The sequence below is a fragment of the Caballeronia eucalypticola genome (genome assembly GCF_047608185.1).
Classification (GTDB): Bacteria; Pseudomonadota; Gammaproteobacteria; order Burkholderiales; family Burkholderiaceae; genus Caballeronia.
On the sequence record NZ_JBLKRU010000007.1, the window covers coordinates 133,498 to 154,360 of the forward strand.

The 20,863-nt window shown below is 58.3% G+C and carries 20 protein-coding genes; 13 read left to right on the forward strand and 7 right to left on the reverse strand.

Going from position 1 to position 20,863, the window contains the following annotated elements; translation table 11 throughout:
• The first annotated feature begins 5 nt into the window (after positions 1-5).
• From ACMX25_RS10980 to ACMX25_RS11005, 6 genes are all read left to right on the forward strand, one after another.
• Entirely contained in the window at positions 6-1,214 is a 1,209-nt protein-coding gene (locus ACMX25_RS10980; protein ID WP_414949820.1) for an amidohydrolase family protein, read from the forward strand.
• Positions 1,211-1,726: a GNAT family N-acetyltransferase gene (locus ACMX25_RS10985; protein ID WP_414949821.1), complete on the forward strand. Its 516-nt coding sequence runs from the start codon at positions 1,211-1,213 to the stop codon at positions 1,724-1,726. Before ACMX25_RS10980 ends, ACMX25_RS10985 begins: the two co-directional genes overlap by 4 nt.
• A gap of 154 nt (positions 1,727-1,880) precedes the next feature.
• The gene (locus ACMX25_RS10990) at positions 1,881-3,434 is read left to right on the forward strand and encodes a methyl-accepting chemotaxis protein (RefSeq protein WP_414949822.1); all 1,554 of its coding nucleotides are present in this window, start codon (positions 1,881-1,883) and stop codon (positions 3,432-3,434) included.
• Positions 3,435-5,001: 1,567 nt separating this feature from the next.
• On the forward strand, positions 5,002-5,271 hold the full coding sequence (locus tag ACMX25_RS10995; protein ID WP_414949823.1) for a hypothetical protein: 270 nt from the start codon (positions 5,002-5,004) through the stop codon (positions 5,269-5,271).
• Positions 5,272-5,310: 39 nt separating this feature from the next.
• The gene (locus tag ACMX25_RS11000) at positions 5,311-5,574 is read left to right on the forward strand and encodes a DUF2934 domain-containing protein (RefSeq protein WP_414949824.1); all 264 of its coding nucleotides are present in this window, start codon (positions 5,311-5,313) and stop codon (positions 5,572-5,574) included.
• Between the two features lie 108 nt (positions 5,575-5,682).
• Positions 5,683-6,129, forward strand: a complete 447-nt coding sequence (locus ACMX25_RS11005) for a thioredoxin family protein (RefSeq protein ID WP_414949826.1) — start codon at positions 5,683-5,685, stop codon at positions 6,127-6,129.
• 39 nt (positions 6,130-6,168) lie between these two features.
• On the opposite strand, the gene ACMX25_RS11010 is transcribed toward ACMX25_RS11005, so the two are convergent.
• From ACMX25_RS11010 to ACMX25_RS11020, 3 genes are all read right to left on the reverse strand, one after another.
• Positions 6,169-7,161, reverse strand: coding sequence for a sugar-binding protein (locus tag ACMX25_RS11010; protein ID WP_414949827.1), 993 nt, complete (start codon positions 7,159-7,161; stop codon positions 6,169-6,171).
• Between the two features lie 274 nt (positions 7,162-7,435).
• On the reverse strand, positions 7,436-8,461 hold the full coding sequence (locus ACMX25_RS11015; protein ID WP_414949829.1) for an ABC transporter permease: 1,026 nt from the start codon (positions 8,459-8,461) through the stop codon (positions 7,436-7,438).
• A gap of 41 nt (positions 8,462-8,502) precedes the next feature.
• Positions 8,503-9,243, reverse strand: a complete 741-nt coding sequence (locus ACMX25_RS11020; RefSeq protein WP_414949830.1) for an ATP-binding cassette domain-containing protein — start codon at positions 9,241-9,243, stop codon at positions 8,503-8,505.
• Positions 9,244-10,048: 805 nt separating this feature from the next.
• Here ACMX25_RS11020 and ACMX25_RS11025 point away from each other — a divergent pair.
• Together ACMX25_RS11025 and ACMX25_RS11030 are read left to right on the forward strand one after the other, a co-directional pair.
• Complete coding sequence (locus ACMX25_RS11025) at positions 10,049-11,137, forward strand: BamA/TamA family outer membrane protein (protein ID WP_414949831.1); 1,089 nt, start codon at positions 10,049-10,051, stop codon at positions 11,135-11,137.
• A 57-nt stretch (positions 11,138-11,194) separates the two neighbouring features.
• The gene (locus ACMX25_RS11030) at positions 11,195-12,016 is read left to right on the forward strand and encodes a MipA/OmpV family protein (protein ID WP_414949833.1); all 822 of its coding nucleotides are present in this window, start codon (positions 11,195-11,197) and stop codon (positions 12,014-12,016) included.
• An 11-nt stretch (positions 12,017-12,027) separates the two neighbouring features.
• Here ACMX25_RS11030 and ACMX25_RS11035 read toward each other — a convergent pair whose 3' ends face one another.
• Together ACMX25_RS11035 and ACMX25_RS11040 are read right to left on the reverse strand one after the other, a co-directional pair.
• Positions 12,028-12,594, reverse strand: coding sequence for a histidine phosphatase family protein (locus ACMX25_RS11035; RefSeq protein WP_414949834.1), 567 nt, complete (start codon positions 12,592-12,594; stop codon positions 12,028-12,030).
• An 87-nt stretch (positions 12,595-12,681) separates the two neighbouring features.
• Positions 12,682-14,268: a Na+/H+ antiporter gene (locus ACMX25_RS11040; protein WP_414949836.1), complete on the reverse strand. Its 1,587-nt coding sequence runs from the start codon at positions 14,266-14,268 to the stop codon at positions 12,682-12,684.
• A 154-nt stretch (positions 14,269-14,422) separates the two neighbouring features.
• Here ACMX25_RS11040 and ACMX25_RS11045 point away from each other — a divergent pair, with 154 nt between their 5' ends.
• Both ACMX25_RS11045 and ACMX25_RS11050 read left to right on the forward strand, forming a co-directional pair.
• A complete protein-coding gene (locus tag ACMX25_RS11045; protein WP_414949837.1) occupies positions 14,423-15,220 on the forward strand; it encodes a PhzF family phenazine biosynthesis protein in 798 nt (265 codons plus the stop codon).
• 45 nt (positions 15,221-15,265) lie between these two features.
• Entirely contained in the window at positions 15,266-15,925 is a 660-nt protein-coding gene (locus tag ACMX25_RS11050) for a methyltransferase family protein (protein WP_414949838.1), read from the forward strand.
• A 489-nt stretch (positions 15,926-16,414) separates the two neighbouring features.
• Here ACMX25_RS11050 and ACMX25_RS11055 read toward each other — a convergent pair whose 3' ends face one another.
• Complete coding sequence (locus ACMX25_RS11055; RefSeq protein WP_414949839.1) at positions 16,415-17,026, reverse strand: TetR/AcrR family transcriptional regulator; 612 nt, start codon at positions 17,024-17,026, stop codon at positions 16,415-16,417.
• A gap of 144 nt (positions 17,027-17,170) precedes the next feature.
• On the opposite strand from ACMX25_RS11055, the gene ACMX25_RS11060 reads away from it, so the two are divergent.
• The 3 genes from ACMX25_RS11060 (at position 17,171) to ACMX25_RS11070 (ending at position 20,152) form a co-directional block, all read left to right on the forward strand.
• On the forward strand, positions 17,171-17,941 hold the full coding sequence (locus tag ACMX25_RS11060; RefSeq protein WP_414949840.1) for an SDR family NAD(P)-dependent oxidoreductase: 771 nt from the start codon (positions 17,171-17,173) through the stop codon (positions 17,939-17,941).
• A 197-nt stretch (positions 17,942-18,138) separates the two neighbouring features.
• Positions 18,139-19,389, forward strand: coding sequence for an NAD(P)/FAD-dependent oxidoreductase (locus ACMX25_RS11065; RefSeq protein ID WP_414949841.1), 1,251 nt, complete (start codon positions 18,139-18,141; stop codon positions 19,387-19,389).
• A gap of 181 nt (positions 19,390-19,570) precedes the next feature.
• Complete coding sequence (locus tag ACMX25_RS11070; RefSeq protein ID WP_414949842.1) at positions 19,571-20,152, forward strand: histidine phosphatase family protein; 582 nt, start codon at positions 19,571-19,573, stop codon at positions 20,150-20,152.
• An 18-nt stretch (positions 20,153-20,170) separates the two neighbouring features.
• On the opposite strand, the gene ACMX25_RS11075 is transcribed toward ACMX25_RS11070, so the two are convergent.
• Positions 20,171-20,854 (reverse strand): SDR family NAD(P)-dependent oxidoreductase, encoded by a 684-nt coding sequence (locus ACMX25_RS11075; RefSeq protein WP_414949843.1) that lies wholly within the window; start codon positions 20,852-20,854, stop codon positions 20,171-20,173.
• Between the last annotated feature and the right edge of the window lie 9 nt (positions 20,855-20,863).

Here is a 20,863-nt window from a genome sequence, read left to right on the forward strand (position 1 = left end):
CTTTTATGTTTCAAGGAGTTCCAGTGCACGCTAGCTTGTTGATCACGAATATCCGTCTGCCGGACGGCACCCCCGTAGATATTGCTGTCAGCGGCGGACGGATAGAGGAAATCGGCCCGAACCTGCCGCGCGGCGCCGGCGTCGCGCGTGAAAACGGCCAGGGCGCGCTGGTCCTGCCGGGGTTTGTCGAAGGCCATACGCATCTCGACAAAACCAACTGGGGCTTGCCGTGGTATCGCAACGAAGTGGGTCCAAGGCTTATCGACAGGATCGAGAACGAACGATCATGGCGCGCGAGTTCGGGACACGATGCGGGCGCGCAATCTCTAGCGCTTGCGCGGGCTTTTCTTGCGGCGGGAACAACGCGCATTAGAACGCATGTGGATATAGACACGGACGCAGGGCTCAGGCATTTGCACGGCGTGCTGGCGACGCGTGAAACGCTGGCCGACGTCATGGAGATACAAATCGTCGCGTTCCCGCAGTCAGGCATGCTACGCCGTCCGGGGACCGACGCGTTGCTAAACGATGCGCTAAAGGCGGGTGCCGACGTGCTCGGTGCGCTGGACCCTGCGCTTATCGACCAGGATCCGGTTACTTCGCTCAATACCACGTTCGAGATTGCGAACCGTCATCAGAAGCCTGTCGATATCCATCTTCACGAGCCCGGCGAGGTAGGCGCGTTCACTTTCAATCTGCTGCTCGACCGAGTGAAGGCGTTGGGCATGCAGGGGCGTGTTGTCGTGAGTCACGCGTTTTGCTTAGGTCAGCTTCCTGATCGCGAGCGCAATACGTTGTTGGCAAGGATTGCGGATCTCGATGTTGCGCTGTTGACTACGGCGCCCCCATCTGTGCCCGTTCCTCCGATGCGCGCTTGCATCGAAGCAGGCGTGACGCTATTTGCCGGCAACGACGGAATACGCGATACGTGGACGCCATTCGGTAAACCCGACATGCTCGAGCGCGCCATGTTCGTCGGCATGCGCTATGACCTTCGCCGCGATGAAGACCTTGCACTTGCGTTCGACTGCGTCAGCACATTGGGTGCGTGGGCGTGCGGGTTCAAGGACTATGGACTGCACGAAGGCGCGCGCGCCGATCTTGTTTTGGTGGACGCTGAAACAGTGGCTGAAGCGGTTGTTTCGCGACCAGTGCGCAAGCTCGTGGTTTCGCGCGGCAGGATTGTTGCACGCGACGGGATTGCATCGATATGAAACTGATTGCCGATCGCCTTTATCTAAGAGATATCGAGCCGTCCGATCTTGACGCAGTGCATGACTATGCCAGCTTGCTCGAGGTCGTGTTGCATCAGGAATGGGGGCCTAACACGATCGAACAGACCAGGGAATTTATAGAAGGCTGTGTGCTGGGGAGTTCGCTGCCCGACAGGAGAACGGTGGAGCTGGCCGCAGTTCTTAACGATGGCAGTCTCATCGGCAGTTACCGGGCGACTTTGTCGGAAGATGAGTCGGAGGCTGAGATTGGCTACTCGCTTCATCCTCGTTATTGGAATCAAGGCTTCGCCTCTGAAGCAGCGAAACGGTTGGTCGACTACCTGGTGCGCGAGCGCCACGTGCGGGAGATCTTTGCGACCAGCAGGCCGGAAAATATCGCGTCCATTCATGTGCTGCAGAAACTCGGGATGAGACAGGTGGACCTCTATCGCAAGAACGTGCTGATCAGGGGCGAGTGGCGCGACACGCTGGTATTTTCAGTGAAGGTTTAATAAACGGCACGCCGCGCCCGGCTATATTCCGCCTTCATCTTTACCCCGCTCGGTGTATCCCGTACTTCAGAATCCTTCCAAATTGCCGATATGCACACAGCGGCGCGCGATCCCATGCGCCAGTCGTGAACTGTGCCTCGCATCGGAGAGTAGATTGGACCGTCTCAGTTTGAACACCAAATTATCGCTGGCATTGCTCATCACATGGCTTGGCCTCCTGTTCCTCGGTGGATGGGCCGCGTGGCAGTCTCGTGTAACCATGACCGAAGGTCGCCAGACCGGTGTGCAGAACGTGGTCGAGTCGGCTTACGGCGTGGTTGCGGACTACGCGAAGCAAGTGGACAGCCATCAACTGACACTCGAGCAGGCCCAGGAGCAGGCCAAGGCGAAGCTCGCAGCCATGCGCTTTCCGGGTAGCGGTTACATGATCATCACGACCGCGCGTCCCGTGGTCATCATGCATCCCACGCTGGCCGATCTGCGCATGAAGGATGTAAGCGACTACAAGGATACTGACGGCAAGCTTTTGTTCGTCGAGATGGTCAAGGTCGCCCAGGCCAGCGGACAGGGCTTCGTGCCCTACATGGCGCGCTTGCCGGGTAAAACGGAACATGTGCCGAAGATCAGCTTCGTCAAACGGTTCGCGCCGTGGGACTGGTACCTGATCTCTGGTGTGTACGTGAACGATATCAACGACGCGTTCAAGGTGAACCTTCTCCAATACCTGATCGTGATCCTGTTGATTGGAGGCGTCAGCTCGGCGGCGTTGATATTGATCATCCGTAATGTGAAGCGCAGTCTGGGCGGCGAACCGGCGTATGCCACCAGCGTCGCCGAGGGCATTGCGAACGGCGACCTGTCGCACGATGTCACGCTGGGTGCATCGGATGAAAGCAGCATGTTGTCCGCCATGCAACGCATGCAGCAACGGCTCGCCGATACCGTCCGTCGGATTCGCGGCGGCACTGAAACCATTACCGTTGCCGCTCAGCAGATTGCAGCGGGTAACCACGATCTCTCTGCACGCACTGAGCAGCAGGCGTCGTCGATCAGTGAAACCGCGGCGAGCATGGAGCAGCTTACTGCCACTGTTAAGCAGAACGCAGAGAATGCGCATCAGGCGAACAAGATGGCGGCGAATGCATCGTTGATCGCAAGCGAAGGCGGGACGGCGGTGCAGCAGGTCGTCTTGACGATGCAAAGTATTGCGGCCAGCTCCACGCGCGTGGTCGACATCATCTCGGTGATCGAAGGCATCGCGTTCCAGACAAATATTCTCGCGCTTAACGCGGCCGTCGAGGCGGCGCGTGCGGGCGAGGAAGGGCGCGGTTTTGCTGTCGTGGCAGGCGAGGTGCGTAATCTGGCGCGCCGCAGCGCGGATGCCGCCAAGGAGATCAAGAGCTTGATCGAAGAGTCCACCGGCAAGGTCGATGACGGCAAGGCGCTGGTGGAACGGGCCGGTACGACGATGCACTCGCTGGTGCAGGCGGTGCAGCGCGTGACGGATATCATCGGTGAGATTTCGGTGGCGTCCGAGGAGCAGAGCCGCGGCATCGAGCAGGTGAATATAGCCATTGCTCAAATGGACGAAACGACTCAGCAAAACGCAGCCATGGTCGAGGAAGCGACGGCAGCGGCTCAGTCGATGCAAGAGCAAGCGCAGATGCTGCGCGACACCGTTAATGTGTTCCGCTTGGCGAGTGTGTGAAATCGAGCAGGCGCTTTAGAGGCCGGCTTTAGAGGCCGCTTCTAGAGCGCACTTGCAACAGAAGCGCCCGCCTTCGAAGCACATCAAATGACTAAAGGCGGCATCGATATAAAATTATAAAAACGGACGTTCGAGCTTTTTCAGTTGCGTCTGCGCTTACGTCCGAAAATCCATTATCGAGCTTATCGTCTGCTCCATATGAATGGAGCGCTCCAATTGTTTGCCAGCGCGTTATCGGATGTCACGCATATTGCAGTGAAGCCCCGACGGTCGTCCGTAACCCCGTCGTTTCGAACACGTCGTTAGCACGTTTTGCCAATCATGCACCGGCCCTGTTTATTTTCAAAACATTAACATTGGGCGGATTCGATGGTGTATTTTGGCGGTGACCGTTGCATCATTGAGAGGCGATTTCGCAAAAAACTCCCGGCCTTTAAACCGCATTTTCGATACCCCGACCCCGGGGTCGAATCTATTCAGGCGTTTCCGAGCGTAAAAGGCAGCCCTTTTTACGATGGGTACCACGTTGCTTTGGTACTAAGGGAAAAGCACGCGCAGGTTAAAATCCGATCAGTATTAATATTATCAGTATTACGTACTAGAAGATTAAATGTCTGGAATTGCGAGCGCGGTATGGAGTTCGGATTCGTGTCGTGGATAATTTGTCTTGTCCTACCGATGGAGGGTTAGAAGGCGGCTCGCAGGTACAACGCCAATTGCAAGCGTTGGCCGAGAACCTTTGGGGGCGGAATGTGCCGGCCGAATTCGAGGCCGCAGTCGGTGCTATGAGGTCGCTCATTCTTGCGACTAATTCGTTATACGAAACACTTAATAAAATGCCCGGCGGGCCGCGGAATTTTCGTAAAGCAACTTTCATGCAGCAACGATTTCTGCTTCAAAGACGACCCGGCAAGCCGTCTAGAAAGCGTTGCTGGTGGCACAAAAATAGTTACGCGAAGGCCGAAGGGAGTTCTCCATGAGTGAAGCGTGGATGGTGTGCGTCGTTGGTCTGTTAGTGCTCGCGGGCGCGGCCATGATGGTCGTTGCCCACTATCGCCGGGAGCTCCTGCGCAAGCGGTTGCTTCGCCAGATGGATCATCGGCAATGCTGGGAGGTTATGCGTCGCAGGAATTGAGTGTGAGAAGCGCGTGGTCTTTTGCGCCAGGGAGCTCCAATTACCCTTTGTTGAGTCGGTATTGATGTTAATGACAAGTCCCTATGAGTCCCCGTCTTGCGATGCATCGGCGAGTATTACCGTGCGGGCTGCGACGGGCCAACTGAGAGTCGTGTCCGTGTGGCAGGCGTTCGGACCAAGCGCGGCGCAAGCACAGCGGACGAGCGTGCACTGCAAAAAGAACAAGGGCCTGGAAGAAATGACGGTTACGTTTGCTTCCATTTCGCTAGCTAAACTGACGGAGATCATTAGTCGTTTGAACGCCCTGACATGGGTGAGTGCTGCGTCGCTCCGTGTCACGACGGGCAGTAGCTTCCCGGAGCGTGGCCCATCGTGAATAGGGCAGCAGTGCATAGTGTCGCAGTTGAAAACAAGAACTGAGAGGTGACATTCATGAGCGTCGATGACCGTCGTCAACAGGATCTTTCTCACATTGAAAGAATAATTGGCCAACTTGAACGCCAGGCACCGGGCGAACGAGGGATTGCAGAACGAAACCCGGTCACCCGGCCTGATTACTGGCGGGAACGTATCCATGGTCTGGTGGCTTCTTCGGAGACGACCGTTCCAACGATCAAGCACGCTGCTGTCTTATTGGAAAGATTGGCGCGCCTGTCCGAGAGGCTGGAGCAACGCGAAAAACCGCTCACTGCAGGTAAATGATCCTGCCCAAGGGACATCAGTAGGACCCTTCATCAAAAAGTGAGGTTTCACTTGGAAGCGCTTAAGCTGGCGCAGCGTATTCGCACGCGTGCCAATGAACTTTGGAAGCAGGATGGCAGCCTGGAAGGTTGCGCTGACGAATACTGGAGGCAAGCACGACAACTCGTTGAACGCGAAGCGGAGACGGAGGCTGCGAAATTGGGGAGTGAACGTGTCGCCGGTTGGAGCGAACTTGATACTGTGTCGAGGCATGGGAATTGCGAAAAGGACGGCGTGCTTAAGCCTGAATTCGAAGCTACTTAGCTTTGAATCAATGAAATCACTGATCGATGTGGCGCGGCGGCGGATCTAGGCACACACTAATTTTTGCAAGCGCAAAGGTAAGCCCGGGCAGTCGACTCAGGAGTTGCTATGTCTAGCCACAGCTTCACATCAAATCAAACGGTGTCCGGTCGGCCGGTCAGCAACGCCCTCGCACTCGGGGCAGACGCGCAGCCGTTGCTCAGCCGGACACCGGTGACACTTCGGCACGCTGACTTCGACCAATTTATCGCTGGGAATGGGTTGCCGGTCGTCGTTATTTTTTGGGCGCGATGGTGCAGCGTGTCCAAGGTGATGACATCCTACTTTGGCGCAGGCGCGCGCAGGTTCGGAGGGCAGGCGTTGTTCGCGAAGGTGGAAGCGGCAGATGAATCTCGCCTTGCAGAGCGCTACCAAATCCGCAGCGTCCCAACTATCGTCCTCTTTTGCAACGGCCAGGAAGCAGATCGTCACGATGGTGCCATGAGTGCTGATCAACTGGAGCTGTGGCTGCGCCCTCATCTAGAGATGATGAAGGCGCAGAGACCGCTGCCTTGAGAAGCCGCGTCTTGAATTGCTGAATCTCAAACACCACCTTTAATGCTTAAGGCAGGTGTCGGCGTTTTTCCACGTGCAGGTGTCAAGACCGGTGTGAATGACCGGCTTCACCGTTTTTCCTTCTGCAAGGTCGCGCATGATCATCGCTGCCTGATAGCCCATTTCCTCAGGCCGCTGTCCGACGAGGACATTGACCTTGTGTTCCTTGAGGGCCTGCAGTTCAGGCCCGAGCGTATCGGCTGAGACGATGACGAACTTGCCGCTCTGGATCTTATCCATGATCGGCGTGACAACTTGCGAATAGGCCTGCGGTGCAAAGAGCGGCCAGCCGCCTTCGAGCACGAAGGCATCGAGACCGGTCGCGTTGGCGGTCAGCGTGTCCTGCATCATCTGATTCGCCTTGGCTGCGTCGTCGTTCACGTAAAGCGGACAGGCGCTGATCTCTTTCCAGCCATTTTCTCCAGCAAGCTTTTGTATTCCCTTCTTACCGGAGAGCGCGTCGCGCGTGCCCTGGGCGCGCTGGTTGATATTCTCGGCTGCCGGATTGCCCATCACGAGGCAGAGATTGCCGCCCTTTGGCATGAGCAACTTCAACTGCTCGCCGAGCCTGACGCCCAACTCGTAATTGTCAGTGCCCACATAGCTCTTGCGCAGCGAAGCATCTTTCGGCAGTAAATCGGCATCGGCGGTGATCACTGGAATCGTCACATTGCGGCGGCGCAACTCTTCAGCTACGGCCGGCGCGTTCGCTGGAGAGATTGCCATTCCCGCCACGCCCTTGGTCAGCAAGTCGTCGATGATCTGCACTTCCGCGGTTTCGTCAGCAGCCGTCGCGGGGCCGGTGTAATAGCAGGTGTAGCCTTGGGCTTTGAGCTCCTTGTTCGCCCGCTCGCAACCTTGATGCATCAGGTCGAAGTAGGGGTTGTCCAGACCCTTTACCACTAGCGCCAGAGTTTTATCGGCTGCATAGGCGGAGGTAGCCAGCATGGCGAGCCCTCCGATCGCAGCGAGACACATCCAAGCTTTTTTCATTATTGCCTCCATGTCGACTGGCGTTAGCGCTTACCGGTTCCATGGCGCTTATTCCGGTCTTATACAAAGTTATTGGCGCCGGCTTTGCGGTGCCGCGTTTGCTCGCACAATTGTCGTAATAGCCGCAACGGAGCGCCGTAATCGAGTTTTGACCGCTCCCGCGGAACCTTGCGTTTCTTAACGAACTCTCGCGTCCGGCAGTTCCGCGTCTCGTCCGGTCGCGCCCCAGGCAGCGGCCAACTCGCATGATTCGGCCGCTGCGTCCGAAGACATTTCAATCGCCTTGCCGCTCACCGCCGAGCCGGTTAAACAGCACCGCGATGATGATGAAAGCACCCACGACCGTTCCCTGCCAGAACGAGTCCACGCCCAGCAGGATCAGGCTGTTGCGGATGACTTCGATAAGTGCCGCGCCCACGACAGTCCCGAAGGCACTGCCGATACCGCCCATGAGATTGGTGCCGCCGATCACCGTTGCCGCAATCACGCGCAATTCGTCGCCTGTGCCAAGGCCTGTGGTCACCGCGCCGAGCCAGCCGACTTCGAGGATTGCCGCAACGCCCGCCATGAGGCCGGCGAGCACATAGACGGAGCAAATGATGCGGCGCACCGGAACACCGGTGAGATTCGCCGCATGGCGGTTGCCGCCGACGGCGAAGACGTAGCGGCCCCAGCGCGTGCACGCAAACGCAAACCAGAAAAGCACGGCGAGCACGATCAGGAACCACACCGGGTTAGCAATGCCGAGGGTCTTGCCGCCGCCGAGCGCAAGGAGTTTGGCGCCGTCGGGACCGAAATCGAAAATGGTTCGGCTGCCAGAGAACACCAGCGCGAGGCTGCGGCCAACGCTCAGCATGCCGAGCGTCACGACGAAGGGCTGCATGTCCAGGTAGGCGATAAGCAGGCCGTTCACGAGGCCGACGATCCCCGCGGTCAGGAGCCCCATGCCGATGCCCGCCCAGATCGGATAGCCGGCGTTCATGGTCACCGAGAGGACGATGCCGCTCAAGCCAATCGTCGAGCCTACCGAAATATCGATACCGCCCGTGACGATCACCGCCATCATTCCAAGCGCCACGATGGCGACGAAGGCGAAGTTGCGCGTGACGTTGAAGAGATTCTGCTGCGTTGCAAAGGTCGAAGTCACGAACGAGAGCAGGATGCAGGCGATGATCGTTGCAAGCACCACCCAGAACACCTGACTCGCGAGCAGCCCCGTCCAGCGAGTATGAGTCCTCGCGGATTGCGGATCATCAAGCAGTATCGGCGTTGAAGCGGGCCTTTCCGGCGCATCGTTCAATTCGGGTCTCCTTTCCCCACGCATAGCCGCGCAAGGCAGATTCAGGCGGCGGAGATGGCTCCGGTAATGAGGCCAGTCACTTCTTCCGCAGAGGACGCTTCGATCTTCTTGTCCGCGACCTTGCGCCCACGCCGCATGACGACCACGCGGTGGGCGACGTCGAAAACATCGGGCATCCGGTGACTAACAAGAATGACCGCGATGCCATGCTCGGACAGACGCCTGATAAGGCTAAGCACCTCCGCCACCTGCCGGACGCTGATCGCTGCCGTGGGCTCGTCCATGATCACGAGCCGCGCGTCGGAGAGGCGCGTGCGAGCGATCGCCACGGCCTGTCGCTGACCGCCTGACATCTGCCTAACGAGGTCTCGCGGGCGCGTCTCGGATTTCAGTTCTTTGAAGAGTTCGCCGGCGCGCCTGTACATGGTCGCGTGATCGAGAATACGGATAGGTCCGAAACCGATCCGTGGCTCGCGACCAAGGAAGACATTGGCAGCTGCCGTTAGGTTATTGCAGAGGGCGAGTTCCTGATAGACGACTTCGATCCCCTGAGCGCGGGCATCGACCGGCTTGCCGAAATGCACTGGTTTACCACTGATGAGAATTTCGCCGTGGGAGGGCGGAAAGTTGCCGGCGATGACTTTCACCAGCGTCGATTTTCCGGCCCCGTTGTCTCCCATCAGGCCGACGACCTGGCCCGGCTCAAGACTGAACGTCACGTCGGTCAGGGCGTGAATGGCGCCGAAGTGTTTGGAAACACCTCTGAGTTCTAAAAGACTCATGGACTGTCGCACTCGCTCCAGTGGTGTCACCCATTTCTTCGGCCGGGCGACCGATAGACATGCTAGTTAAATTTTTATAGCACAACGGTTCCTTTTAGCAAGGCTCGTTCGATTATCCGATTCATCATCGGATGAGTGATTGCTTTGCGGGTCGAATGTGTTGATGGATCTGTAAGGTGTCTTAGGGAAAACGCGCGCTGCTTGGTTAATAGCGCCTCATACCGTGCGTGCTGCAGTGCAGTAAAGAAAGCGTCCGGAGCGTTTCTTCGAGGTGCAGAAATAGTCGCCTGATTCGCCTGCGAACGGATTGTGCCGTCGGGTTCCTGCGAGGCCGCTGAAGGAAAATTGAATGCGGGCATTTGGCGATACCGAAACGTCAGCATTCGACTTCGTTGTATTTGATTGATTTTATTAAGGAAACCTACTCAAATAATGGCGTCGAAGTGATTGTCGGGTTGGGCGTTAAGTTGAGGGACTGGCGCGCAACCGATACCGTGGAAAGTGCATGAATGTGTCCGACCTCGCTTCATCCGGGCAAAGCGCCGATACCCCTCGGGGACCAGGCTGGCTTACCCACGATTGCGTTCCGTTTGAGTTTCTGATATCGGTCGAGCTTGTTTTCACTCTTTAAGAATCCGTATTCGAACCACGGCACCCAAACGCTTCGAGTTGCTAAATTATTGACGGCGGATGAGCTAAATCTTGCATGACAGGATTCTTGTTGATGAAATTATGCAAGCGAGACTTAGGTGCTGCACTTGAATTGCGACGAAGGGTAGGCCCGCCACTGTTACTAAGCTGCGTTGTGCTCACTGCGTCTCTTACCGGTGTTGCAAGTGCCGAAGGCAAATTCACGGACGCTGAAGACGGCAAGTTCGACTTGAGCGACATGCTGCTGTCGCATCGCGGAGTCTTGCCGGTGCCCACTATTGTCACGGAACCCGCAGTTGGCTACGGCCTCGGCCTGGGCCTGCTTTACTTCACCATGCCCAAGCATGATCCCGATCTGCTTCAGGGCGAGGTCAAGAGCGCAGCGCCTCACAACATCACGGGCGTGGGCGGCTTCGCCACAGGCACGCGTAGCTGGGGTGTCGGGCTGATGCATTTTCACACTTGGGACGAGGACCGGATTCGCTATCTCGGCATTGTCGGCAAAATCAACCTGCATCTGAATTACTACGGTTCAGAAGGCGGATCGCATGCGTATCAGCTAAGTGGTGTGGCCATTGTTCAGCAGCTCTTGTTTCGCTTGGGCAATAGTCCGTGGTACGTCGGCCCTCGCTACACGTTCCTAGATTCCAACACGCGGTTCGACGCCACTCTGCCGAGCGGGCTGACCAGTTTCAAGAACGAGCAGCGAGTCGCCAAGGGCGGTGTCGTCATTGACTACGACACTCGCGACAATTTCTTTTTCCCGGGCAAAGGAACCTACGCGGAGCTTGAGGCGGAAATCGCCCGAGGTGGGCTAGGCAGCACGTCAAATTTCCAGATGGAAACCGCGAGGGGCTACCACTGGATACCGCTCGGTTCATCGTGGGTGCTTGGGCTGCGCGCTGACACGGGATTCTCACAGGGCGATATCCCGTTCTTTGCGCAGCCCTATGTCTCGCTACGAGGCGTGTCCGACGCGAAGTATCAAGACCGGAATCAACTGACAGGCGAGGTCGAGCTCAGGTGGCATTTGGCGCCGCGCTGGTACGTGCTTGGTTTTGGGGGCGCCGGCAAAGCTTACGGCAACCTTCACTCATTGTCGGATGCGCCGGCAGCCTACGGTTTCGGCACAGGTTTTCGCTACCTGATCGCGCGCAAGCTCGGTTTGACGATGGGTATCGATATTGCACGTGGCCCCGGCCAAAACGCGTTCTATGTTCAAGTCGGCAGTGCCTGGCGCTGACGCTCAAACCTGGAATTGAACCCGCATTCACGGCACCCTCGTCCCAATGGCTGGCTAATGAAAAACCACTCGATCCACGCATGCCTGCGCGTCGTTTTGCTCGCAACGTGCTGTTTGATCACCCAGGAAAGCCGGGCAGCGGCCTTCGACGTTCCGGGCGAACTGCCAAGTATGGTTGGCGGTGGCCTTGGGTCCACGACAGACTATGCGGGCGCTAAGGACCGCTTTGTCGGCGCTGTGCCGGGAGTGCGTTATGTCACCGATGGCGGGCGTTTGTTCGAGCTATACGGACCTTATGCCCAGTTCGATCTTGGTGGAGTGACAGGACTGCAATACGGTCCGGCCATAGAACTTCGTCTGGGACGAAGTCATGTTGACGATCCGGTCGTCTCCCAGGTCCACGACGTGCATACCACTGCGGAAGCGGGTGGCTTTGTTGGCTACGAATACGATCACCAAGGCGCTTTCCCGTATCGCCTTCGAGGTTCTGTGACGGTCATGACCAACGCGGGAATTGTGTACACGGGAGCCCGGGTATCGATGAACGGCAGTTTCTGGTTTCCCGTGCAGCGGCGCATTTTTCTAGGCACCGGCGTGGGCGCGAGCTGGGTGAGCCAGGGATTTAATCAGGTGTACTTCGGCGTCACGGACGAGGATTCCGCGCGCAGCGGCCTGCCTGCGTTCAGCCCTTCCGGCGGACTTGAACAGATGACCGGATGGCTCGCTGCGATCTACCAGATCGACAAACACTGGTTCGGCGGAGCGATGATTTATTACCAGCGGATATCAGGCTCGGCGGCTGACAGCCCGAACGTCACGCAGCGCGGCAACCGGAATCAAATTACCTATGGTGTTGGCGTGGCCTACGCATTCAAGTGACTTGCCGGAGACTAAAACCATCCTTCAACAATTTCGCAATTGGACGGCATGTCCACACATCGGGCGCCGTCATCGGGACTGATTTCATCCAGGATGACGCGCACGGCCTGAAGCGTCCAACCGTGTGCGACGACCAGCACTGTCTGCGGGCTGCTCAGTTTCAGGTCGGCGATGAGTGCCTGGACACGCGCAAGCATTCCCGTGAAGGGTTCGCCGTCCGGCGTGGCGGCGGTAGCCGGTGCATGGGCAATGAATCGCTGGAAATCGTCGCCGTGTTTTCCTTCAAATTGGGCACCCACCCGGTTTTCGTTGGCTAGCCGGTTAACGACTTGCTGCACGTTCAATACCTTGTTGGCCAACCACGCCGTTTGCCTCGCGCGCAGGAATTCCGAGGTCACAATCAGCTCGATTTTTTCGTCCTTCAGACGTTCGCCCAAGTCCTTGGCCTGTGCTTCGCCCTTCTCGGTCAAATAAAAGCTGGTGCGGGGATTACTGTTGCAAACGCCGCGGACGTTGCACGGATATTCACCATGGCGCGCGAAGATAATACGTTTGGATGCGGTGCTGGGTTCGGACAACCAGTTTGTTTCGGACATGGAGTGAAGAAGGAAAGGGGGACGAGGAGCTTGACGCGATTGTACCAATCCAGGCTTTCTTCCACTCTCTCAGCCGCGTGCGTGCCGCGCAGACACCTCTTGCAAGTCCAGGTCATGTTCGAGTATGTGAAGCATCTCATCGTGGATGGCGCCGGAACGATGCATGCGCAGCAGCTCCTTGCGCCCTGCAGCGATAGCGGCCAGGACAACATCGTAATGCGTGACGCGCTGCTCATGCGGAAAGTCTGTCTGGTCTCCATACGTTTTGGTGAGCGTCGCACGGTAGGTGTATTGCTCGAGCAGGCGTGGATGGATCACGTTCCCCTCGCTGTCGCGCACAAGCGGTTCAATCGCTGCAAGTTGCGCCGCCTCCAGTCTTGCCCATGCTTGCGGCTCGCTCAGATGTTGATTACCGGCATCCGCGCTGCGATCAGGATTGATCCATTCGATAAGAAGGCCAATGGTCGCGCCTTGCAGCAACACGGTCACCAGGATGACGGCAAACGACGCGACCAGGATCAAGTCCCGTCCGGGCAAGGTTTCCGGAAGCGACAGCGCAACCGCGAGGGTGACCACGCCGCGCATGCCTGCCCAACTCGTTATGGTCGCGGTTCGCCAATCCAGGATCACGTTCTTGCGGCCGCTCGTGCGCTGCCACAAGCTATTCAGAAACTCGGTAGCGAAGACCCACACGAAGCGCGATAAAACCACCGCGCCAAGCACCGCCGCCACGGCTGGCGCGAGCGTCATGAGCGCATCGTCGGCGCCCCCTGACCGCGTGACGACTCCGCGAAGCGAGAGCCCGATCAGGATGAATACGAGCGCTTCGAGAAGGAAAATAATGACTTGCCAGAACGCGGTGCCGCGCATGCGGACGTTGGCGCTCAAGATTTCGTGTTGATACCAGCCCAGCGTCAAGCCTGCCGTCACCGTCGCAATGACGCCCGAGACGCCAAGCATTTCGCCGGCAATGTAGCTGGTCCATCCCATCAATACGCTGACGGTGATGATGAGATAGTCGTCAGCGAGGCAGCGGATGATCTGCACGATCACGTAGCCAACTACGGCGCCGACCACCACGCCGCCCAGGCCGAGCAGGGCAAAGCTTGCAGCGGCATGTCCAATGCTGAATGTTCCCGTGAGTGCTGCCGCCACGGCGAAGCGAACCAGCACGAGGCCGGCCGCATCGTTGAGCAAGCTTTCTCCTTCGAGGATTGCCATCAGCCTGGCGGGCAGCGCGACGCGTTCGAGCACAGCCTTCGCGGCGATGGCATCGGGCGGCGACACAATAGCGCCGAGCGCGAAGCAGACCGCCCAAGGCAGGCCGGGAACGACCCAATGTGCCACCACGCCGACCACCAGCGTGGTGAACGCAACCGCGCCAATAGCGAGTAGCAGGATGGCGCCGAGATTGCGTTTGAGTTGTTCCCAAACGGTGAAGTAGGCGCCGTCCATGAGGAGCGGCGGCAGGAATACGACAATCATCAGGTCCGGGTCCAGGTGAACGGGAGGGAGACCTGGCACGAAAGCCATGGCAATGCCGCCAACCAATAGCGCGGCAGCGGGCGGCAACTTAAGGCGCTTGGCTAGCAGCTGCAAGCCAATCATCACGATTAGCGAGAGCAGGATAAGCTTGAAAGCGGAGACGGAGGACATGGATTTGCGTGGCGGAGCGTCAAGTAATCGAAGCTTACCTGACGGCGGCATTACGTCGAAATTTATGAGGTGCTTGAGGCTTATGACGGGCGTGTTTGGCTTTGACCTGACCATGACCGTACTATGACGACAACCCGACACTCAAGGTGATTCAATGAACATAGAACGATATAGATGCTTTGGAGCAACGGCGCTGAATGGCAACGACGCGGTGGTCGTCTCGGGTCCTGAGCTCCCGGGCTGGTCTTCAGAGGACCGGCAACAATTCACCATCGAGCAACATGCTCACGCGTGTGTTTTTATCGACGCAGATGGTCCGCTCACGCTGGATTTTTACTACCCGCATGCACGGAGCCCCTTGTGTCTTCACGCGTCGCTGGCTGCTGCTGACCATATCTGGAAGAGCGGGCAGCATGAAGATGTTTTGTTGCTGACGTCGAGCATGAAAAAGCAAGCGCTGGCGTTCGATAGAGCCGGCGATACCATCTTCGTATCGGTCGATATACAGCAGGCGGATTTCCCTAACGTTTCCATTGCCGATGCAGCAAGGTTATTGCGCTGCAATCCGGTTGTGATCATGTCGTCGCCTGCGGTGGCTTCTGTAGGCAGCCCTAAGCTTCTCGTCGAAGTGGCTAACGAAGACGTGCTGTATTCCCTTCGCCCGGATCTGGACGGCATCACCGAGTGGGGGCGAGCGAATGACGTCAATGGTTGCTTCGTTTATACGCGAATGGGCGCAAGTCAGAATAAGTACGTGGGCCGCAACTTCAATCATCTCGATGTGACGCTCGAAGACGCAGCTACCGGCGTCGCCGCTGGCGCACTGAGCGTCGGGCTGAATGCGGATATAACGCTGTATCAAGGGCGCAACCTGGATAACCCTTGCGTGATTCGCACCGCTCGCACCGATGGAAAGATAAGAGTAGGCGGCCGCGTTGCAGTCGGTTCCTGATTAACCTCCTGTACTGGAACGAGCGTTCAACCCCGAGAGACAGCCATGATGCCTACACCCAAGCTCGCTTTTGCAACCGTGATCGGGATTCTGCTCTATCTCGGACTCGCGGTCCTTGGATGGGGTGGCTTCGCTGCTTTCTTCTCGCATCCGGCGCTGACTGTTGTGACTATCGCGACGCTCGTGATGTCGGGCGTGACGATCTTCAGCCGCGTCAACTTGAGCTCGGGCGAGCGTGAGGATCGCGATAACCGCTGGGTTATCGCAGCACTGATCATCCTTGGGCTCCTTCAAGCGTATCTGCCGGCCTATACGGACCGCAATGAATTCTGGACACTCGATGGTGACAACCTCCGCTGGCTTGGCGTGATCTTGTTCATCGTTGGCGGCGTGTTGCGGATATGGCCGGTTTTCGTACTTGGCCACCGGTTCAGCGGGCTCGTTGCCATTCAGCCCGGTCATGCGTTAGTTACGACCGGCATGTATAGCGTCATTCGACATCCGAGCTATCTGGGCCTCCTCGTCAATTCTCTCGGATGGGCGCTGGCGTTTCGTTCCGGCGTCGGCATAGTGCTGACGGTGCTTACCATCGTGCCGCTCGTCGCGCGCATTCGTTCTGAAGAAACGCTGCTGCGCACGCAGTTTGGAGATGAATACGATGCTTACCGTTCCCGTACGTCGCGACTGATTCCCGGACTCTACTAAGCAGGAAAAATCCTTTAGCAAAGCTTGTCTTACCCGATGAAAGATTCGAGCCCGATTCGGTTGACCTTGCAATTGCAACGGGAAGTTTCTGCCGACAACGATTGCGCCCTGTGCGGGCGCTTGCTCATTGCGAGAATGTAACCGTGTAACGCCGTGAAAAATGGCTGTAGCGTGATTGTCGACTTGGCTCTCTAGGATGCATGAACGCAACCCGCTGCGATTCATTCATGCAAGGAGATTCACATGCTCAGCCCTCACGAGTTGTCGACACTGCTCTTGATCCAGCACTCGCCGTTACAGGTGGAACCTCAGTGTTCCGACGTGGCGAGTCTCGAGCATGAGCACCTCGTCAGCATCGACGCGAGCACGAACGGTCGGCCTATGCCGCGGCTGACTTTGCAAGGCTCCGAGTTATTGCAACAGCTGCATCGATTCTGCGCACGTGAGTTTTCTGAGAACCACTGATGCTGCATTTATATACGCCTGCATTTACGCCGGTTCATCGCTGGGTAGCGCCTCCTGTGTCATTACGAGCGCATGCGCAGAGGTGAGAATTGACAGAGCCAGTTCGGGGTCGTCCACTGCGCGCGCCAACGTGATCGCACCCACAATCGTGGCCGCCACGCCGAGTCCCAGCGCTTCATTTCCGTTTTTGCTTTGGTTCGCTCCCCGCGCTGCTTGCGTCAACTGATCCGCAAGCCGCCGCAAGTACGTGGTGTAGAGCGCTTTCACGTCCGCGTTTGCATGCACGGCGTCGCCGGCAAGTGCACATAGCGCGCATCCCGTGCCGGGATTCTCCGCGTGAGCCGGGTGCAGGTAGGCATCGGCGATCGCTTTGAACGGGGTCTTGTCATGTTCCGCCGCCTCGGTCGCGCGTGACATCACGCGTGTCTCTCCCCGCGTCATTGCCTGTTCCAGCGCGGCGACGATCAATGCATCACGCGATGAAAAATGCCCATAGAACGCGCCGTGTGTCAGCCCCGCACTGCGCATGCAGTCGGCGACGCCCAGCGCTTCCAGGCCGCGCTCGCGGATCTGGCGAGCCGCTACGTCGAGCACCCGTTGCCTGCTCTCCGCCTTCTGTGCCTGTGAAAAACCCATCGCAATCCTCCCTTGACAATCTGCATGATGAAGATAATACTGAATTTGTGGATTATGTTCAACATTCAGTTTGGCGCGGCATCGAACTAAGCGATGCATTCGTTCAGCCGCTACCGGGCGGCGATCAACATAGGAGAAGGACCCATGCGATTCACTAACAAGACTGCTCTGATTACGGGCGGAAATAGCGGTATCGGATTTGCGACAGCGAGGCTGCTGATTAGCGAAGGGGCGCGCGTGGCAATCACGGGGCGCGACCGCGCCAAGCTCGACGAGGCAGTGTCGGCACTGGGTGCAAACGCGCTCGGCATTCAGGCGGATCTGGACGATCCCGCTGCAATCGATTCGGTGATCAAGCAAGTCGGCGACGCTTACGGTTCGCTTGATATCGTGTTTGCCAACGCGGGGATTTCAGGGCCAACGCCATTGGGCGGCACGACTGCCGCAGCGTTCGAGGCCATTCTGCGTACGAATCTGACGGGCGTGTTTCTGACGGTTCAGGCGGCGCTGCCGTTGATGTCGGCGGGAGGATCGATCGTCCTGAATGGCTCGGTGATGCGTGAGCTTGGCCGGGCGGGGACAGCCGCTTATTCGGCATCCAAGGCAGGTATCACCGGCATGGCGAAGGTGTTCGCGGGCGAGCTTGTGCAGCGCGGCATTCGCGTGAACACCGTGATCCCGGGCGGCACCCGCACGCCGATCTGGACCCGCGGTGCGCGGACGGGCGCGACGATCGACGGCACGGAAGAAGCGTTGTCGCACGCTATTCCAATGGGGCGCTTCGCTGCCGCTGAAGAAGTTGCGGCGGCCGTGGCGTTCCTTGCATCGGATGGTGCATCTGGAATCACGGCGGCCGAGATCGTGGTCGACGGCGGCACGATCGGCGCGCCATGGGGCGCTCCTGCGCTTCGCTAAAAGCCGAGGTTTAACACTGAAGCTGAAGCCAGGCCCCCAAGGCAATGCGTCGAAATGAACGCTTATTTGGAAAGCCTGTTAAGTGCGCGCGTATGATCTACGTCTGGAAGTTTCTGGGGTGATGAACGGTGAGTGGGGAATACCCGTTCACCATTTACCACCGCGAACAAACTGGACGTAGAGGAGAGATTCGACGCATGAAGTTCGACACAGTCGTGCTGGGCGCTGGCATTGTGGGTGTATCGATCGCCATTCATTTGCAAAAGCGCGGCCGCTCGGTCGCGCTGGTGGACCGCAGGCATCCCGGACTCGAAACGTCGTTCGGTAACGCGGGATTGTTGCAGCGCGAGGGCGTCTATCCCTATGCGCTTCCGCGCGACATCGGCACGCTGATGCACTACGCGCGCAACGCGTCCATCGACGTTCATTACCATCGCGACGCATTGCCCGCGCTCGCGCCCTTTCTCTGGGCGTACTGGCGCAATTCCGAACCCGCGCGCCATGCCGCCATCGCGCGTCAGTACGCCACCCTGATCGAACATTGCGTCACCGAGCACGAGATCCTCGCGCACGACGCCGGCGTTGAGTCGTTGTTGCGACCGACGGGCTGGATCAAGGTCTTCCACAGCCCTAAGTCTCAAGATGACGAATTGCGCGACGCCGAGCGGTGGCATCGCGAGTATGGTGTGCAATACAAGCTCCTCGATCCGGCGAAGTTGCAACTCGCCGAGCCGCATCTTGACCGCTCGCTAGTGGGTGGTTTGCATTACACGGATGCGGTGTCGGTGACAGACCCCGGCGCGTTGGTGGCAGGTTACGCGGCCTACTTCGAGCGCCTGGGCGGACGCTTCCTGACTGGCGATGCAACCTCGCTGGAAGCTGAAGGCGACGGCTGGCGCGTAACGACGCAAGACGGTCCGGTCAGTGCGTCGACGGCCGTGATTGCGTTAGGGCCCTGGGCTAAAGACGTGACGTCGGCGCTGGGCTACAAGCTGCCGTTGGCGGTCAAGCGTGGTTATCACATGCATTACGCGCCGCAACCCGGGACGGTGCTCAACCATCCCGTACTGGATGTGGATAACGGTTTCCTGATCGCGCCGATGGCACGCGGTATTCGACTGACAACAGGCGTTGAACTGGCGGATCGTGATGCGCCGAAGACGCCTGTGCAATTGATGCGCGCCGAGCCCATGGCGCGTACGTTGTTCCCGCTGGGCGAGCGGGTTGACGACGAACCGTGGATGGGCAGGCGTCCGTGTACTCCCGACATGATGCCGATCATTGGCCCCGCGCCGCGTCACAAGACCATGTGGTTTGCTTTCGGACACGCGCATCACGGCTTGACGCTGGGTGCGGTCACGGGCCGGCTGATCGCGTCCATGATGACGGGAGAAGAACCGTTCGTCGATGTCACGCCGTTCAGGGCAGACCGTTTCGAATCGATTTGAAAGCGGCCGCCTCAAGCGGGACCTGCTCTGAAAATTTGTCGATAGCCCCGTAGAATTGGGGCTTCGCCCCTAGCGTGTCGCGCTCGTTTCGGCTTAAGCAACACAAGCCACGTAAGCCGAACGTTGAATCCCGACCCTCATCCTGCCCACGCCAATGAACGCTACCGCTACCGAAAACCCCGTGAATCAACCTGAAATCTGGCTGATCCGTCATGGTGAAACCGAATGGAGCCTGTCTGGTCAGCACACGGGCCGCACCGATATTCCACTGACGGAACACGGGCGCGAACAGGCGCGTTCTCTGCGGCCGGTACTCGCGGCGCAACCCTTTGACCTCGTGCTATGCAGCCCGATGTCCCGTGCTCGCGACACCTGCGCCGAGGCAGGTCTTGGTGCTCAAGCCGAAATAGAGCCGCGCCTGAGCGAATGGAACTACGGTATCTATGAAGGCCGCAAGACGCACGATATCCGCGCTGAGGATCCGGACTGGGCCGTGTGGACATCGCCAATACCTGAAGGCGAAAACGTAAATGATATCCAGGCGCGCGCCGAGTCTTTGATCGAGCGGCTGCTTGCCACGAAAGGGCGCATTGCGCTGTTCTCGCACGCCCATTTTCTGCGCGTTCTGGGCGCTTGCTGGATGAACGATTCAGCGGCGCTAGGCGCACATTTGCTACTCGATACCGCGTCAGTCAGCGTGCTTGGTTTCGATCGCGAAAGCAGGGCGCTCAAGCAATGGAACGTGCGTTATCCGCTGTCGTAAAGCAGGGCTGTCCAGCGGCTAGAACAAGTCCTCGTGCCGGCAATTCACGAGGATCTCCGCGACGCTCGCCGTATTTGGCATCGCAATGGTGTTCGCAATCAGTAAGGCCAGATCCTCAGGCTGGGTCATCGCCTGGGGTTCCAGGTCGGCTATGCCCGCTGCCATGTCGGTATTCACGAAGCCGGGGCAGATCGCGGTCGCGCGGATACCGTCATCCCAACCGGCTCGCCGCACGGCATGATTCAACGCGATCACCGCATGTTTCGACATCTGGTAACCCGCGTTCAGGTTTTTCACGCGCTTGCCCGATAGCGATGCAATCTGCACGACGCGTGCGTCGCCGGGTTTGCGCAGATGCGGCAACGCGGCCTGGATGAGGCGGAAGGGCGCCTTCACGTTGATGTCGAGTGTCTCTTCAAGTTGTTCACTCGTGCCGTCCTCAAGCGTGATGTGCGTGCAGATTCCTGCGTTGTTGATCAGCACATCGATGCGGCCAAACTGCTCGACAGTCGCGTCCACCCAACGTTGCCCGCTTAGCGGATCGCGTGCTTCATAAGCAAACGTGAATGCATCGAAGGGAATGTGCGACGAGGAAGGGTCACGCATGCCCAATGACAGCCGATAACCGCGCCGATGCAATTCCGTCGCCACCGCCAGGCCGATGCCGCGATTCGCGCCGGAAATCATCGCTACTTTATCCATGGTCCAGGT